The 14,275-nt window shown below is 61.7% G+C and carries 17 protein-coding genes; 12 read left to right on the top strand and 5 right to left on the bottom strand.

What is annotated here, in order from left to right; genetic code table 11:
* Positions 1-40: 40 nt before the first annotated feature.
* On the bottom strand, positions 41-1,294 hold the full coding sequence (tyrS, locus tag HGO38_RS26255; RefSeq protein WP_250958765.1) for a tyrosine--tRNA ligase: 1,254 nt from the start codon (positions 1,292-1,294) through the stop codon (positions 41-43).
* 135 nt (positions 1,295-1,429) lie between these two features.
* Here tyrS and HGO38_RS26250 point away from each other — a divergent pair, with 135 nt between their 5' ends.
* A complete protein-coding gene (locus tag HGO38_RS26250; protein WP_250958836.1) occupies positions 1,430-2,548 on the top strand; it encodes an anhydro-N-acetylmuramic acid kinase in 1,119 nt (372 codons plus the stop codon).
* A gap of 54 nt (positions 2,549-2,602) precedes the next feature.
* On the opposite strand, the gene HGO38_RS26245 is transcribed toward HGO38_RS26250, so the two are convergent.
* From HGO38_RS26245 to HGO38_RS26235, 3 genes are read right to left on the bottom strand one after another with little or no spacing between them, the layout of a single operon-like run.
* Complete coding sequence (locus HGO38_RS26245; RefSeq protein ID WP_250958764.1) at positions 2,603-2,809, bottom strand: hypothetical protein; 207 nt, start codon at positions 2,807-2,809, stop codon at positions 2,603-2,605.
* On the bottom strand, positions 2,806-3,228 hold the full coding sequence (locus HGO38_RS26240) for a putative toxin-antitoxin system toxin component, PIN family (protein WP_250958763.1): 423 nt from the start codon (positions 3,226-3,228) through the stop codon (positions 2,806-2,808). Before HGO38_RS26240 ends, HGO38_RS26245 begins: the two co-directional genes overlap by 4 nt.
* Positions 3,229-3,236: 8 nt before the next feature.
* On the bottom strand, positions 3,237-3,914 hold the full coding sequence (locus HGO38_RS26235) for an alpha/beta hydrolase (RefSeq protein ID WP_250958762.1): 678 nt from the start codon (positions 3,912-3,914) through the stop codon (positions 3,237-3,239).
* A 215-nt stretch (positions 3,915-4,129) separates the two neighbouring features.
* Here HGO38_RS26235 and HGO38_RS26230 point away from each other — a divergent pair, with 215 nt between their 5' ends.
* The 11 genes from HGO38_RS26230 to HGO38_RS26180 all read left to right on the top strand — a co-directional run bounded on the left by HGO38_RS26230 (position 4,130) and on the right by HGO38_RS26180 (position 13,135).
* Positions 4,130-5,296 carry a cysteine desulfurase family protein gene (locus HGO38_RS26230; RefSeq protein WP_250958761.1) on the top strand — a complete coding sequence of 389 codons (1,167 nt, stop codon included), beginning with the start codon at positions 4,130-4,132 and terminating at the stop codon, positions 5,294-5,296.
* A gap of 145 nt (positions 5,297-5,441) precedes the next feature.
* The gene (sufB, locus tag HGO38_RS26225; RefSeq protein ID WP_250958760.1) at positions 5,442-6,911 is read left to right on the top strand and encodes a Fe-S cluster assembly protein SufB; all 1,470 of its coding nucleotides are present in this window, start codon (positions 5,442-5,444) and stop codon (positions 6,909-6,911) included.
* Positions 6,911-7,132: a hypothetical protein gene (locus tag HGO38_RS26220; protein WP_250958759.1), complete on the top strand. Its 222-nt coding sequence runs from the start codon at positions 6,911-6,913 to the stop codon at positions 7,130-7,132. The genes sufB and HGO38_RS26220 overlap by 1 nt, the downstream gene beginning before the upstream one ends.
* A 66-nt stretch (positions 7,133-7,198) precedes the next feature.
* Positions 7,199-7,954, top strand: coding sequence for a Fe-S cluster assembly ATPase SufC (gene sufC / locus HGO38_RS26215; RefSeq protein ID WP_250958758.1), 756 nt, complete (start codon positions 7,199-7,201; stop codon positions 7,952-7,954).
* A 23-nt stretch (positions 7,955-7,977) separates the two neighbouring features.
* The gene (gene sufD, locus HGO38_RS26210; protein ID WP_250958757.1) at positions 7,978-9,252 is read left to right on the top strand and encodes a Fe-S cluster assembly protein SufD; all 1,275 of its coding nucleotides are present in this window, start codon (positions 7,978-7,980) and stop codon (positions 9,250-9,252) included.
* On the top strand, positions 9,245-9,634 hold the full coding sequence (locus HGO38_RS26205; RefSeq protein ID WP_250958756.1) for a VOC family protein: 390 nt from the start codon (positions 9,245-9,247) through the stop codon (positions 9,632-9,634). Before sufD ends, HGO38_RS26205 begins: the two co-directional genes overlap by 8 nt.
* A complete protein-coding gene (locus HGO38_RS26200; protein ID WP_250958755.1) occupies positions 9,624-10,871 on the top strand; it encodes a cysteine desulfurase in 1,248 nt (415 codons plus the stop codon). Before HGO38_RS26205 ends, HGO38_RS26200 begins: the two co-directional genes overlap by 11 nt.
* 10 nt (positions 10,872-10,881) lie before the next feature.
* Entirely contained in the window at positions 10,882-11,262 is a 381-nt protein-coding gene (locus tag HGO38_RS26195; RefSeq protein ID WP_250958754.1) for an SUF system Fe-S cluster assembly protein, read from the top strand.
* Between the two features lie 218 nt (positions 11,263-11,480).
* On the top strand, positions 11,481-11,873 hold the full coding sequence (gene sufA / locus HGO38_RS26190; RefSeq protein WP_250958753.1) for a Fe-S cluster assembly scaffold SufA: 393 nt from the start codon (positions 11,481-11,483) through the stop codon (positions 11,871-11,873).
* Between the two features lie 165 nt (positions 11,874-12,038).
* Entirely contained in the window at positions 12,039-12,494 is a 456-nt protein-coding gene (locus HGO38_RS26185) for an Lrp/AsnC family transcriptional regulator (protein WP_250958752.1), read from the top strand.
* The gene (locus HGO38_RS26180) at positions 12,491-13,135 is read left to right on the top strand and encodes a LysE family translocator (RefSeq protein WP_250958751.1); all 645 of its coding nucleotides are present in this window, start codon (positions 12,491-12,493) and stop codon (positions 13,133-13,135) included. Before HGO38_RS26185 ends, HGO38_RS26180 begins: the two co-directional genes overlap by 4 nt.
* Before the next feature lie 57 nt (positions 13,136-13,192).
* Here HGO38_RS26180 and HGO38_RS26175 read toward each other — a convergent pair whose 3' ends face one another.
* Positions 13,193-13,519, bottom strand: coding sequence for a flagellar basal body protein (locus HGO38_RS26175; protein WP_250958750.1), 327 nt, complete (start codon positions 13,517-13,519; stop codon positions 13,193-13,195).
* Positions 13,520-14,275: the final 756 nt, after the last annotated feature.

Genomic DNA, 14,275 nt, shown 5'->3' with positions numbered 1-14,275 from the left:
CGCCGGTCCGTTCTGTCAGTGATTTTGTCCCTGAGGCAGCTTAAGCAGGGCGCACCAGCATATGCTTCTTCTTGCCCAGGGACAGCTTGATCACCCCATCACCGGTCACATCCGATGTGCCGATGATCAAACGTTCGTCGCTGACCTGGCTGTCGTTGATGCGCACGGCACCACCCTGTACATGCCGGCGGGCTTCGCCATTGCTGGCGGCAAGACCGGCCCGCACGATCAGGCCCAGCAGGCCGAGGCCGGCTTCGAGTTCGGCAGCGGTCACATCGATCGACGGCAGGTTGTCGGCAATAGCACCTTCCTCAAACGTCTTGCGCGCCGTCTCCGCCGCTTCGTCGGCGGCCGCACGGCCATGCAGGATCGCCGTCACTTCGGTGGCGAGGATCTTCTTGACCTCGTTGATCTCGGCGCCGCCCAGTGCCGACAGGCGAGCGATCTCGTCCATCGGCAGCGTGGTGTAGAGCTTCAGGAAGCGCGCCACGTCGGCATCCTCGGTGTTGCGCCAGTACTGCCAGAAGTCATAAGCCGATAGCATGTCCGGGTTCAACCAGACGGCGCCATTCATCGACTTGCCCATCTTGGCGCCCGACGAGGTGGTCAAAAGCGGCGAGGTCAGAGCATAGAGCTGCGGCGTGCCCATGCGATGGCCAAGATCGATGCCGTTGATGATGTTGCCCCACTGGTCGGAGCCGCCCATCTGCAGCCGGCAGCCGGTGCGCTGGGCAAGCTCTACGAAATCATAGGCCTGGAGGATCATGTAGTTGAATTCCAGGAAGGACAGCGACTGCTCGCGGTCAAGGCGCGTCTTGACGCTGTCGAAGGCAAGCATGCGGTTGACCGAGAAATGCCGGCCGACATCGCGCAGGAATTCGAGATAGTTGAGCGAGCGCAGCCAGTCGGCATTGTTGATCATCAGCGCGTCCTTGGGACCGTCGCCGTAGGCCAGGTAGTTGGAAAAGACCCGCTTGATCGAGGCAATGTTGCCCTCGATCGTGTCGACCGTCATCAACTGGCGGGCTTCCTCCTTGAAGGAGGGATCGCCCACCATGCCGGTGCCGCCGCCCATCAGCGAGATCGGCCGGTGGCCGGTCGCCTGGAACCAGTGCAGCATCATGATCTGGATCAGCGAGCCGGCATGTAGCGAGGGTGCGGTCGGATCGAAGCCGATATAGGCCGTCACGGTTTCCTTGCACAGGAGGTCGTCGAGGCCGGTTTCATCGGAGACCTGATGAATGAAGCCGCGCTCGGACAGCGTCTGCAGGAAATCGGACTTGAACTTCGTCATGGCAGTCATGCTTTCTGGAGTGGTCTGAATGGGGAAATTCGCGGGCGCTTTAGCATTGTTTTTTGAAATATGCACCTGTTTCGGCCATGAATGTTTTCAATGAGACCGATCGCGAGTCGGGAAAGGATCTTGGATTTGGGCAGGATATACCGGGCCATCGGCCTGATGAGCGGCACGTCGATGGATGGAATCGACGTCGCCATGGTCGCAACCGATGGCGAGCGCGTCATCGAACGCGGACCCTTTCTGGCGGTCGCCTACGAGCCCGCTTTCCGCGACCGCCTGAAGCAGGGATTGGAGGAGGCCAAGACGATCAAGCGCAGGACCGACCGTCCCGGTGACCTTGCGGCACTGGAGCGCGACCTTACGCAACGTCATGCCGAGTCTGTTGTAAGATTTCTGAGCGGTAACAATCTCTTGGCCGGCGATATCGATGTGATCGGCTTTCACGGCCAGACCGTGCTGCATCGCCCGGATGAGGCTCTGACGGTGCAGATCGGCGACGGCCCGCTGCTGGCGCGGCAAACCGGCATTGCCGTGGTCCACGACATGCGCGCCAATGACATGGCGCATGGCGGGCAGGGCGCGCCCCTGGTGCCGGCCTATCACGCCGCGCTGGCAGCCCAGTTGAAAGACGCCCGGTGGCCGGTGTGCTTCGTCAATATCGGCGGCATCTCCAACCTGACCTCGATCGACCGCGACGGCACGATCACCGCCTTCGACAGCGGGCCGGGCAACACCCTGATCGACCAATGGGTCGAGGCCCATGCCGGCATTCCCTTCGACCAGGGCGGCATGATCGCCTCGGAGGGCCGGATCGTCCACACTCTGGCCGATCGTTATCTCGACAATCCGTTCTTCACCGCCGACAGCCGCCGGTCGCTCGACCGCAACGATTTTCTGCCGCCGTCCGGCGGCGAGGCCGAACTGTCCGACGGCGCCCGGACGCTCGCCTATGTCAGCGCCGCGTCGGTGATCAAATCGACGGGTCATCTGCCCTTTATGCCGAAGGCTTTTGTCATCTGCGGCGGCGGTCGGCTCAATCGGGTGATCATGGCGGATCTGAAGGACCTCGCAGCAGGGCACGGTGCCGTCGTCCTGTCGGCCGAGGAAGCCGGTTTCGATGGAGATGCCATGGAAGCGGAGGCTTGGGCCTATCTGGCCGTGCGGTCGCTCATGGGCCTGCCCTTGACCTATCCGGCAACGACGGGTGTCAGGGCGCCGGTGTCGGGCGGGGTTCTGACGGAGCTATAGTGCGCATTGGCTCCATAGATACCGTTATACAATCGGATAAGGCGGCAGACGGAACTACCGCCGCAACAACGCGAGCGCTTCGGCCTCGCGCCCTTTGCCGCGCTCCGCCCGCTCACGAAATCGCCGTTCCACGTCGTAGTCCTCGATCATCGCTCGGGTCATGTCGAGATAAAGCTCTGCCACAGGAATGTTGCGCTCGGACGCGATCGCCTCGATCTTGTCTCGAAGATCCTTTGGGAGTTCTATACTGATCGCGTTCATCGGTTGAGTTCCTCGAGAAAGCGTGTGGGGCTGACGACCGCTATATGCTCAAATCTCAGTTCGGCGCCTCGGAAGTCACGCGTATTGCTTGTGATGACAAAGCGAGCATTTCCGGCGACCGCGAGATCCATGATGTGATTGTCGGATTCATCGCTGAGGTTAGGACGCCATCTGAAGTATACGTCCGGACGGTCGCACTTGCCAAGGAAGATATCGAAGAGCGCATTTCGCTCTGCTAAATTGAGGCGGGCGCGTCTGAAAATATCGTCTCGCGCTATGACGTCCTCGTATTCAAGATAAAGCGCTTTGCCGATCAAGGGCACCGCCCTGCCTTCGATGCACGCCTCAATCACCTTGGAAGCATCACCGCGGCCGATACAAGCGCTTATGAAAACGTTCGTATCGACCACGATCCGCATATCTCTGGTTACCGGATGCGCTTGGCGGCCGGTTCGGGGACCAGTTCGCCTTCGAGGCGGCGGTCGAGATAGTCTTCGCATTCGCCCATCAGGGTATCGACCTGGCCATTGAAGAAATGGTTGGCGCCGGGCAGCGTCTTGTGGGTGATCAGGATGCCCTTCTGGCTCTTCAGCTTGTCGACCAGACCCTGGACGTCCTTTTCAGGCGCCACCTTGTCGCTGTCGCCATGGATGATCAGGCCGGACGACGGGCAGGGGGCGAGGAAGGAGAAGTCGTAGGTATTGGGCTGCGGCGCGATCGACATGAAGCCTTCGATCTCGGGCCGGCGCATCAAGAGCTGCATGCCGATCCAGGAGCCGAACGAATAACCGGCGACCCAGCAGCTTTTCGAATCCGGATGCAGGCTCTGCACCCAGTCGAGCGCGGAAGCCGCATCCGACAATTCTCCGGCGCCATGGTCGAATTCGCCCTGGCTGCGGCCGATGCCGCGGAAGTTGAACCGCAAGGTCGTGAAGCCGCGCTTCTGGAACATGTAGAACAACTGGTAGACGATCTGGTTGTTCATCGTTCCGCCAAACTGCGGATGCGGATGCAGGATGATGGCGATCGGGGCGCTTTTTTCCTTGGATGGCTGATAGCGGCCTTCAAGGCGACCCGCGGGGCCGTTGAATATGACTTCGGGCATAGATACTCCGGTCCGTGTCTTTTTTTGTGTCCGATCCCGTTCAATTCGGCAAGATGACTTGACGGGACCAGTCAACTTTTCTAGAACTCAGTTTAGAATTGTTCGAAACTGGTATGGCTGTTATACCTGTTGGAACGTGTCATAGGACAAGCCCGTCGCTCATTTCAAGGAAAATGCGCCGAACGGCCAGAACGCATCGGAATCCGGACGATAACATGGCGAAAGAGCGCATTTATCTCGACTGGAATGCCACGGCGCCGCTTCTGGACGAGGCACGCACGGCCATGCTGGACGCGCTTGTGCTGTCGGGCAATCCGTCGTCTGTGCATCAGGAAGGCCGTGCCGCCCGCGCCATGATCGAGACGGCGCGGCGCCAGGTGGCCGACCTAGTCGGGGCTGCGCCTGCCAATGTGATCTTTGCCAGCAGTGCCACCGAGGCTGCCAACCATGTGCTGACGCCGCATCTGCGCATGGGCCGCGCGCCGCTTGCCGCCTCCCGTCTGTATGTCTCGGCGATCGAACATCCGGCCGTTCGGTTGGGCGGTCGGTTCGACGCAGAGGCCATGTCCGAGATAACAGTCCTGCCGTCCGGCATCGTCGATCTGGCCGCGCTGGAGGCTTCACTCAACGCTCATCCGCGCGAAGCCGGCCTGCCGATGGTGGCCATCATGCTGGCCAATAACGAGACCGGCATCGTCCAGCCGGTGGCGGAAGCGGCAAGGCTCGTCCATGCCCATGGCGGTCTGCTGGTGGTCGATGCCGTGCAGGCAGCCGGCCGCATGCCGATCGATATCACTGCGCTGGACGCGGATTTTATCATCCTCTCGGCCCACAAGCTGGGTGGCCCCAAAGGTGCCGGCGCCCTGGTGGCGCGCGGCGAGACCCTGATGCCCGTGCCGCTGATCCGCGGCGGCGGTCAGGAAAAAGGCCATCGCGGCGGCACGGAAAATCTGGCGGCGATCGCCGGATTTGGTGTGGCGGCGGCATTGGCTGCAAAAGACATCGAACCGCGCAATGCGGCAATCCGCGCCTTGCGCGACAGGCTGGAAAACGGCATGCGCAAGGCGTCCCCGGATGTGGTCATTCACGGGTCGGGCGTCGAGCGGCTGGCCAATACCTGTTTCTTCACGCTGCCGGGCCTGAAGGCGGAAACCGGGCAGATCGCGTTTGATCTGGAAGGCCTGGCGCTTTCGGCGGGGGCTGCCTGCTCCTCCGGCAAGGGCGGCGAGAGCCATGTGCTGAATGCCATGGGGCTGGACGCCAAGACCGGCGGGCTGAGACTGTCTCTAGGGCCTGCCACGGATGCGGCGATGATCGACCGGGCCGTTGAAATCTTCGGCAAGATCGGTGCGCGGCGTGGACTCTCGGGCAAAGCCGCGTGATAAGGGCGGCATAATTGCGGAAAATCAATTTTCCGCAGGACCATAGGGGTGAAATTTTGCCCCTGACCACCACATAGAAGCGGAACCCCGCTTCAAACGTTGACAAGCCGTCGGACCTTGGACCCGGCGAGATTGGAGAACGCAGATGGCTGCAGTGCAGGAGACGATCGATCAGGTGCGCCAGATCGATGTCGATCAATATAAATACGGTTTCGAGACGATGATCGAAGTCGACAAGGCCCCCAAGGGTCTGTCGGAGGACATCGTTCGTTTCATTTCGGCCAAGAAGAACGAGCCGGAATGGATGCTGGAATGGCGCCTCGACGCCTACCGCCGCTGGCTGACGCTCGAAGAGCCGAGCTGGGCCCGCGTCAACTATCCGAAGATCGATTTCAACGATATCTATTACTATGCCGCGCCGAAAAGTACGGCCGGCCCGTCTTCGCTGGAAGAAGTCGATCCGGAATTGCTGAAGGTCTACGAAAAGCTCGGCATCCCGCTGAAAGAGCAGGAAATGCTGGCCGGCGTGAAATCGTCGCGCATCGCCGTCGATGCGGTGTTCGATTCGGTCTCGGTTGTCACCACCTTCAAGGAAGAGCTGAAAAAGGCCGGCGTGATCTTCATGTCGATCTCGGAGGCGATCCGCGAACATCCCGATCTGATCAAGAAATATCTCGGCACGGTCGTTCCGCCGACCGACAACTATTATGCGACGCTGAACTGCGCCGTCTTCACCGACGGGTCGTTCGTCTATGTGCCGAAGGGCGTTCGCTGCCCGATGGAACTGTCGACCTACTTCCGTATCAACGAGAAGAACACCGGCCAGTTCGAGCGCACGCTGATCATCGCCGAAGAGGGCGCCTACGTCTCCTATCTCGAAGGCTGCACCGCGCCGCAGCGCGACGAGAACCAGCTGCATGCGGCCGTCGTCGAACTGGTGGCGATGGACGATGCCGAGATCAAGTATTCGACGGTCCAGAACTGGTATCCCGGCGATAAGGACGGCAAGGGCGGCATCTACAACTTCGTCACCAAGCGCGGCGATTGCCGCGGCAAGAATTCCAAGATCTCCTGGACCCAGGTCGAGACCGGCTCGGCGATCACCTGGAAATACCCGTCCTGCATCCTTCGTGGCGACGGTTCGCGCGGCGAATTCTATTCGATCGCGGTCTCCAACGGCCATCAGCAGGTCGACAGCGGCACCAAGATGATCCATCTCGGCAAGAACACGTCGAGCCGCATCATCTCCAAGGGCATCGCCGCCGGCGTCAGCCAGAACACCTATCGCGGCCAGGTCTCGACCCATCGCAAGGCCGAGAATGCCCGCAACTTCACCCAGTGCGACAGCCTGCTGATCGGCGATCGCTGCGGTGCCCATACGGTGCCCTATATCGAGGCGAAGAACTCGACGGCGCAGTTCGAACACGAGGCCACCACCTCGAAGATCTCCGAGGATCAGCTGTTCTACTGCCTGCAGCGCGGCATTCCGCAGGAAGCAGCGATCGCCCTGATCGTCAACGGCTTCGTGCGCGAAGTCATCCAGGAACTGCCGATGGAATTTGCCGTCGAAGCCCAGAAGCTGATCGGCATTTCGCTGGAGGGGAGCGTTGGGTGATGAACGAAAAGGTCGAGCATCTCATTCTCGAGCATTTGCGCGCCCTGCGGGCCGAGATTGCTGGAATGGGTGAAGAGATCCGTGGGATTCGCAGTGAAATGCGGTCGATGAAACAGCATATGGCTGCCTTCATGTCTCATGAAACGGCGCAGGATGGCGACATCGCGTCGGTCAAACTTCAGCTCGAACGCATCGGCAAGCGTCTAGACATCGTGGAATGAGCAGGAGCGGCGCTTGAAGGCGCGCCCTCGTTCCGTAAGAGCAACATTTGAATTTGGAAGAGAACCATGCTTGAAATTCGCAATCTCCATGCCCGTATCGCTGAAGACGGTACCGAAATCATCCGCGGCCTAAACCTGACGGTCAAGGCCGGCGAAGTCGCTGCCATCATGGGGCCGAATGGCTCCGGCAAGTCGACGCTGTCCTATATCCTGTCGGGCCGCACCGACTATGAGGTCACCGAGGGCGACATTCTCTATAACGGCGAGAGCATCCTCGGCCTGGATGTCGCCGAGCGCGCCTCCAAGGGCATTTTCCTGGCTTTTCAGTATCCGGTCGAAATTCCCGGCGTCGCCACCATGCAGTTCCTGAAAGTGGCGATGAACGAGCAGCGCAAGGCGCGCGGCGAAGCCGAACTGACGACGCCGGACTTCATCCGCCGCGTCAAGGATGCCGCTGCCAGATTGCAGATCGACATGGACATGCTGAAGCGGCCGCTCAATGTCGGCTTTTCCGGCGGCGAGAAGAAGCGCGCCGAAATCCTGCAGATGGCGCTGCTGGAGCCAAACCTTTGCATTCTCGACGAGACCGACAGCGGCCTCGACATCGACGCCCTGAAGATCGTTGCCGATGGCGTCAACGCCCTGAAGTCGCCGGACCGGGCGGTGATCGTCATCACCCATTACCAGCGCCTGCTCGACTATATCGTACCCGACACCGTCCACGTCCTCTACAAGGGCCAGATCATCAAGACTGGCGACAAGAGCCTCGCCCTGGAACTCGAAGCGAACGGTTATGCCGATATCATCGGTGAAGCGGCCTGATCGCGGCGGAAAGGAGCATGCCCATGAACATTCAGGCAGCCAATCGGCCGACGGCCGCCGAGGCGGCCCTTCTGGAAACCTATACGGACCAGATCGGCGAATTGCCGGGTGACGGCGCGGTGCTTGCCGCCCGCGACCGGCTGTTCGATGACTTGAAGCGCGGCGGTCTGCCGACGCGCCGAATCGAATCCTGGCACTACACCGACCTGAAATCCCTGCTGCGGGCGATCCCGGACAATGCGCCGGGAGCCGAAGGCAGGGCTGTTGCCGCCATCGTGCCGGGCGCCACCGTGCTGGCCTTCGAACACGGCAAGGCCGTGGCTTTAAGCGGTCCGGACGGCGTCAGCGTCGTCTCCTACGGTGCGGCCCTGACGGACGGCAGTGCCGCTGCCGGCCTCATCGCCTATGACCGTGACGATGCGATCGGCCGGATCAACGGCAGCTTCGTGCGCGACGGCTATGTCCTGTCGATTGCGGCCGGCACCGAACTGGAACAGCCTTTGGAACTGCAGGCGATCCATGGCGCCGGCCAGGTGCATGGCCGCTTCCCGGTCGAGTTCGGCAGTGCCAGCAAGGCGACCGTCATCGAGCGTCATCTGAACGCAGCCGGAGGCGCTGCCTTCGTTTCGACCGTCAGCGATATCAAGATCGGCGACGGCGCTGAGGTCACCTGGATCATCGTGCAGGCGCAAGGGCTTGAGGATACCCATCTCGGGCAGATCAAGGTCGAGATGGGCGCGAACGTCAAGTTCCGCCTCTTCGTGATCAATGCCGGCGGCAAGCTCGTTCGCCAGGAGATCCATGTCTTCACCGCCGGTGAAGGTTCGGATTTCACCCTGCGCGGCGTCAACCTGCTCGGCGGCGAGAGCCATACCGACGTCACCATGACGCTCGGCCATGACCTGCCCAACACCACCTCCACCGAGATCGTCCGCAATGTCGTGTTCGATCGCGCCAAGGGCGTGTTCCAGGGGCAGATCCGGGTCGCCCAGGATGCCCAGAAGACCGATGCCCGCATGGCCTGCAACACGCTGCTGATGTCGGACGAAGCCGAGATGCTGGTCAAGCCGGAACTCGAGATCTTCGCCGATGACGTACAATGCGCCCATGGTGCGACGGTGGCCGATATCGACCACAAGCATCTCTATTACCTGATGGCCCGCGGCATTCCGGAAAAGCCGGCGCGTGCCTTGCTGATCAATGCCTTCGTCGCCGAGATCGTCGAGGAACTCGATGACGAACCGCTGATCGAAGCGCTGGAGGGCGTGATTGCCGACTGGCTGGAAAGCCATGAGTGAGCGCGTCAGCCTCGACCACTGCGTTATCCATGTGTCCGACTGGGAGCAGGCGCGGGACTTTTATACGCGGGTGATCGGGGCCGAGGCCATTGCCCGGCCGGATGGCGGCTATGTATTCCGCTTCGGGCAGCAACAGCTCAACGTCCATGGGCCGGGCGTACCCGCCCACCCGCTGGCGCGGGTGCCGGTGATGCCGGGAAACAGCGACCTGTGCTTGCGCTGGCACGGGCCGATCGACACCGCGAAAGCCCATCTCGAGCATGAGGGCGTGGCGGTGGAATTGGGACCGGTGCGGCGCTTCGGCGCGCTGGGTGAGGGTATAAGCCTTTATTTTCGCGATCCGGACGGGTCGCTCATGGAGTTTATCAGCTATGAAGCCTGAATTCGCCAGTTCCGGCGCAGCTTACGACGTGGAAGCCGTCAGGCGGGATTTCCCGATCCTGTCGCGCACGGTCTATGGCAAGCCGCTGGTCTATCTGGACAATGGTGCCTCGGCGCAGAAGCCGCAGATGGTGATCGATGCGATCAGCCATACCTATTCCAACGAATATGCCAATGTGCATCGCGGCCTGCATTTCCTGTCGAATGCGGCAACCGACGCCTATGAAGCGGCGCGCGAAAAGGTGCGGCGCTTCCTGAATGCCGGATCGGTGGACGAGATCATCTTCACCAAATCCTCGACCGAGGCGATCAACACGGTGGCCTATGGCTATGGCATGCCGCATATCGGTGAAGGCGACGAGATCGTCATCTCGATCATGGAGCATCACTCCAACATCGTGCCGTGGCATTTCATCCGCGAACGCCAGGGTGCCAAGATCGTCTGGGTGCCGGTCGACGAAAACGGTGCCTTCCATATCGAGGCCTTCGAGAACAGTCTCACGGACAAGACCAAGCTCGTCGCGATCACCCACATGTCGAACGCGCTCGGCACGGTCGTTCCCGTCAAGGAGATCTGCCGGATCGCCCATGAACGCGGCATCCCGGTGCTGGTCGATGGCAGCCAGGGCGCCGTGCATATGCCGGTCGATGTCCGCGATATCGACTGCGACTGGTATGTGATGACCGGCCACAAGCTCTATGGCCCGTCCGGCATCGGCATCCTCTATGGCAAGGCCGATCGGCTGAGAGAGATGCGGCCCTTCATGGGCGGCGGCGAAATGATCGTCGAGGTGACCGAGGAGACCGTCACCTACAATGATCCGCCGCACCGGTTCGAGGCCGGCACGCCGCCGATCGTCCAGGCGATCGGGCTTGGCTATGCGCTCGACTATATGGAGACGCTCGGACGCGAGGCGATTGCCGCCCATGAGGCGGATCTGGCGGCCTATGCCCATGAACGGCTGTCGGCCATCAATTCCCTGCGCATTTTCGGCAATGCGCCGGGCAAGGGCGCGATCTTCTCGTTCGAACTGGCCGGCATCCATGCCCATGACGTGTCGATGCTGATCGACCGGCAGGGCGTGGCGGTGCGCGCCGGCACCCATTGCGCCCAACCGCTGCTGGCCCGTTTCGGCGTGACCTCTACCTGCCGGGCCTCGTTCGGCCTTTACAATACCCGTGCCGAGGTCGATGCTCTTGCCGATGCGCTCGACCATGCCCGCACCTTCTTTGCATGAGGATAGATTGATGAGTGTCAACCAGAGCGAAGCAAAGCCGGATGTCCGGGACGGCATCGTGCACACGTCCATTCCGGCCGACGAGGTGGCGCGTCTCAGCGACGATATCATCGCCGCGCTGAAGACCGTCTACGACCCGGAAATTCCGGCCGATATTTTCGAACTCGGGCTGATCTACAAGATCGACATCGAGGACGACCGCATGGTCAAGATCGTCATGACGCTGACAGCGCCCGGCTGCCCGGTGGCCGGCGAAATGCCGGGCTGGGTGCACAATGCGGTGAGCGCCGTCGAGGGCATTTCCGGCGTCGATGTCGAGATGACCTTCGATCCGCCATGGACCCCGGACCGCATGTCGGAAGAGGCGCAGGTCTCGATCGGCTGGTACTAGAGCAATTCCAGCAAAAGTGCGCAGCGGTTTTGCGTCCGGAATTGCGTAAAAACAAAAGGACAGAGTGTTCTCGCGATTCGAAGAAAAGCGGAAACGCTCTGGACGCCAGCGATGCACCATCCGGAACAGTCCGGGTGGTATTGATCGGTTAACGCACCGATCTTACATTGTTATTCGAAGCGCCGGACCTTGAACCCGGCTGCGGAAGGAGAATTGAGATGGGATTTGCTGTGATGAGCCTGACGGAAGCGGCCGCTGCCCGCGTCAAGGCGATCGTCGAGAATTCCGCAACGGAGGCCATGGGCGTCCGAGTCGGGATCAAGAAGGGCGGCTGCGCGGGCATGGAATATACCATCGACCTCGTCACCGAGCCCCATGCCAAGGACGACCTGATCGAGCGCGACGGTGCCCGCGTCTGGATCGAACCGTCCGCCGTTCTCTACCTGCTCGGCACGCAGATGGACTACGAAACGACGACGCTTCGCGCCGGCTTCACCTTCCACAATCCCAACCAGACCTCGGCCTGCGGCTGCGGCGAATCGGTGGAATTGAAGGCCGCCGATCTGGCCCTTCTGGCGCGCGAGCAGGGGGCGGCCGCGGTCAGCAACTGACCGGCTCGACAGAGACGCATGCGAAGCCCGGCCCTGTGCCGGTTTTTTTATGTCTGACCGCAACTCTTGCGGCGGCAGACCGCTTTCGCGACCGATCATGCGGAATATCCGAGCCGAACAATAAATAACGTTGAATATCTGGAAAATGCCGCATATATTGCGGACATGGATTTCATCGACCGCAAAATCATCGGATTACTCGCCGCCGACGCCCGGCGCTCCCTTGCCGATATCGGCGAGCGCGTCGAGCTGTCGGCCTCCGCCGTCAACGAGCGCATTCGCCGCCTGCATGCGAGCGGCGTCATTCGGCGCTTTACCGTCGAGGCGGACCCGGACAGCCTCGGCTATCCCGTGTTGGCCTTCGTCTTCGTGGCGCTCGCCGCCGATGCGGACGAGGGGGAATTCCGGCGCTTTTCCGCCAGCCACCCGGCGGTGCTGGAATGCCACCATGTCACCGGTGGCTGGTCCTATCTGATGAAGGTGCGGCTGCCGGTCATCGGCGATATCGAGGATTTCCTGTCGCTCTTGAAAGAGCGCCGTTATCTCGCCCGCTCGGAAACGATGATCGCCCTGTCCTCGGCTGTCGAGCGCACCCTGACCGATGGAGCGACCTCGCCATGACCCTTTCGATCCTGCTCTTTGCCAAGGGTCTGCTGCTGGGGCTGGCGATTGCCGCGCCGCTCGGGCCGATCGGCGCGCTGTGCATCTCCCGCACCCTGGAACGCGGCTTCTGGGCCGGCGTGGCCGGCGGGCTGGGCACCGCGCTGGCCGATGGCGCCTATGCGCTGATGGCGGCGGCCGGTTTCGCCGTCTTTGCCTCGGTGCTCGATGGGATCTCCCTGCCGCTGCGGCTGGTCGGCGGCCTGTTCCTGCTGTGGCTCGGCTGGAAGAGCTTTCAGCCCAAACCCCCGGTGGTGGCCGCGACCGTCGGCGCGCGCGATCTGCTGAGCACCGCGGCCGCGACCTTCCTGCTGACCGTCACCAATCCGGCCACCATCCTGTCCTTTGCGGCGATCTTCGCCGGGCTTGGCCTGGCTGAGGCCGGCGAGGGTCTTGAGGCCGCCATCGTGGTGGCCGGTGTCTTTGTCGGATCGCTCGCCTGGTGGTTTTTCTTAAGCGGCACCGTGGCGCTGCTGCATAAGCGTCTGCCGCAAGGCTTTGCCACCTGGGTTTCTCGGATTTCCGGCGGTGTCATGGTGTTGTTCGGGCTGGTGGCGCTCGGCTCTGTGCTGGCCGAATGGATGTCGGCGTCTACGACATAGACAGCTGGGACATGCGGCTTTTTTCCCGGCTGCGTTGCTCATGGGGCAGACGACAGCTCAGTCGCGCTTGATGCTCATCAGCACATCCCACATGTCGGCACCGGCCTCGAACACCGAGGCATTGGCCTTATAGCTCAACTCCGTTTCGATCAGGTCGAGCATTTCGGTGCCAAGATCGACATTGGAAGAGCCGGGCAGGGTGGGCTCGCCCGATGGCGCGACGGAGGCGGAGACGCCGCCTAAGGACCGCGACGTGAGCGAGGTTACGGAGCGGTCGTAGCCTGGCGTCAGCGCATTCGCCACATTGTTGGATGTGGCCGACAGCCGCGTGGTCTGAGCCTGCAGGCCCGATACGGCATTGTTCATCATCGCATTCAGGCTCATCGGCCGGGTCCTCTGGGGGCAACTGTTGTCCTTGTAGCCGATCGCCGTTCAGGAATGCTGAACGAGCAGGGTTGACGAAATCTGTCGGCCGCGGCCGGTCTGTGCCGCAATGGCACGGGTTTTCGTAAAAGTCGGCACGCTCGGAACGGGCGTGACAGGACACCGGCCGGGCCAAAAATCCCTCCGGGTGAAAACAGTCTGGTCGGACGGGGTGCCGGAGCTGCCCTGTTGAAATTTCAAAAACAATGGCACCTGCCGGCACCCCGTTCGGCGGTCTGTCGTCCTGGCTCTGGCCTTTCTACGGGCTGTTGGCATCTTTGTCAGAGATCGGCTCGCGGGCTTGGTATCGTTGTTGTGCTTTCGCTGCCCGGGCCGTCCGAAAGGCCGTTTTCAAGGCACGGCGATGGAGCTCCGCAGACCTGTCGACCGCAGCATCGTCGCGCCGTTCCGGCAGGTTTTTGTGAAAACCCCGCCGTCCGACCGGTCGCCATCCCGATACCAAGTCTCGATGATGAAAACCTATCGGTTTCCATCATCGAGACTTGGTATGATGTCCCAGGGTGCAAGATCCGGAAAACACCGGCTTTCGCACCCGCACGCCATCATTGCTGCTGGCAGGTCCATTTCCCACAACGCCTCCCGGCTCGCCCCGCGTCAAAGGCTCCCCAAAAGCGCCGGCCCGCGGCAACGCAGACCGGTGTATCCGAAGGCGGAACGGGACAAGTGTGGCACAGGTTTTGGGGGCGGGGATGCGGG

Origin of the sequence: Rhizobium sp. CG5, from assembly GCF_023701945.1 — a bacterium.
Classification (GTDB): domain Bacteria; phylum Pseudomonadota; class Alphaproteobacteria; order Rhizobiales; family Rhizobiaceae; genus Allorhizobium.
Note: the sequence above shows the minus strand (reverse complement) of the source record. Positions and strands in the feature narration are given on the sequence as shown.

Bases quoted from the DNA above. Each gene is read 5' to 3' on its own strand.
- tyrS (WP_250958765.1), bottom strand. From the start codon at position 1,294: ATGACGAAGTTCAAGTCCGATTTCCTGCAGACGCTGTCCGAGCGCGGC.
- HGO38_RS26245 (WP_250958764.1), bottom strand. From the start codon at position 2,809: ATGAACGCGATCAGTATAGAACTCCCAAAGGATCTTCGAGACAAGATC.
- HGO38_RS26240 (WP_250958763.1), bottom strand. From the start codon at position 3,228: ATGCGGATCGTGGTCGATACGAACGTTTTCATAAGCGCTTGTATCGGC.
- HGO38_RS26235 (WP_250958762.1), bottom strand. From the start codon at position 3,914: ATGCCCGAAGTCATATTCAACGGCCCCGCGGGTCGCCTTGAAGGCCGC.
- HGO38_RS26230 (WP_250958761.1), top strand. From the start codon at position 4,130: ATGGCGAAAGAGCGCATTTATCTCGACTGGAATGCCACGGCGCCGCTT.
- sufB (WP_250958760.1), top strand. From the start codon at position 5,442: ATGGCTGCAGTGCAGGAGACGATCGATCAGGTGCGCCAGATCGATGTC.
- HGO38_RS26220 (WP_250958759.1), top strand. From the start codon at position 6,911: ATGAACGAAAAGGTCGAGCATCTCATTCTCGAGCATTTGCGCGCCCTG.
- sufC (WP_250958758.1), top strand. From the start codon at position 7,199: ATGCTTGAAATTCGCAATCTCCATGCCCGTATCGCTGAAGACGGTACC.
- sufD (WP_250958757.1), top strand. From the start codon at position 7,978: ATGAACATTCAGGCAGCCAATCGGCCGACGGCCGCCGAGGCGGCCCTT.
- HGO38_RS26205 (WP_250958756.1), top strand. From the start codon at position 9,245: ATGAGTGAGCGCGTCAGCCTCGACCACTGCGTTATCCATGTGTCCGAC.
- HGO38_RS26200 (WP_250958755.1), top strand. From the start codon at position 9,624: ATGAAGCCTGAATTCGCCAGTTCCGGCGCAGCTTACGACGTGGAAGCC.
- HGO38_RS26195 (WP_250958754.1), top strand. From the start codon at position 10,882: ATGAGTGTCAACCAGAGCGAAGCAAAGCCGGATGTCCGGGACGGCATC.
- sufA (WP_250958753.1), top strand. From the start codon at position 11,481: ATGGGATTTGCTGTGATGAGCCTGACGGAAGCGGCCGCTGCCCGCGTC.
- HGO38_RS26185 (WP_250958752.1), top strand. From the start codon at position 12,039: ATGGATTTCATCGACCGCAAAATCATCGGATTACTCGCCGCCGACGCC.
- HGO38_RS26180 (WP_250958751.1), top strand. From the start codon at position 12,491: ATGACCCTTTCGATCCTGCTCTTTGCCAAGGGTCTGCTGCTGGGGCTG.
- HGO38_RS26175 (WP_250958750.1), bottom strand. From the start codon at position 13,519: ATGAGCCTGAATGCGATGATGAACAATGCCGTATCGGGCCTGCAGGCT.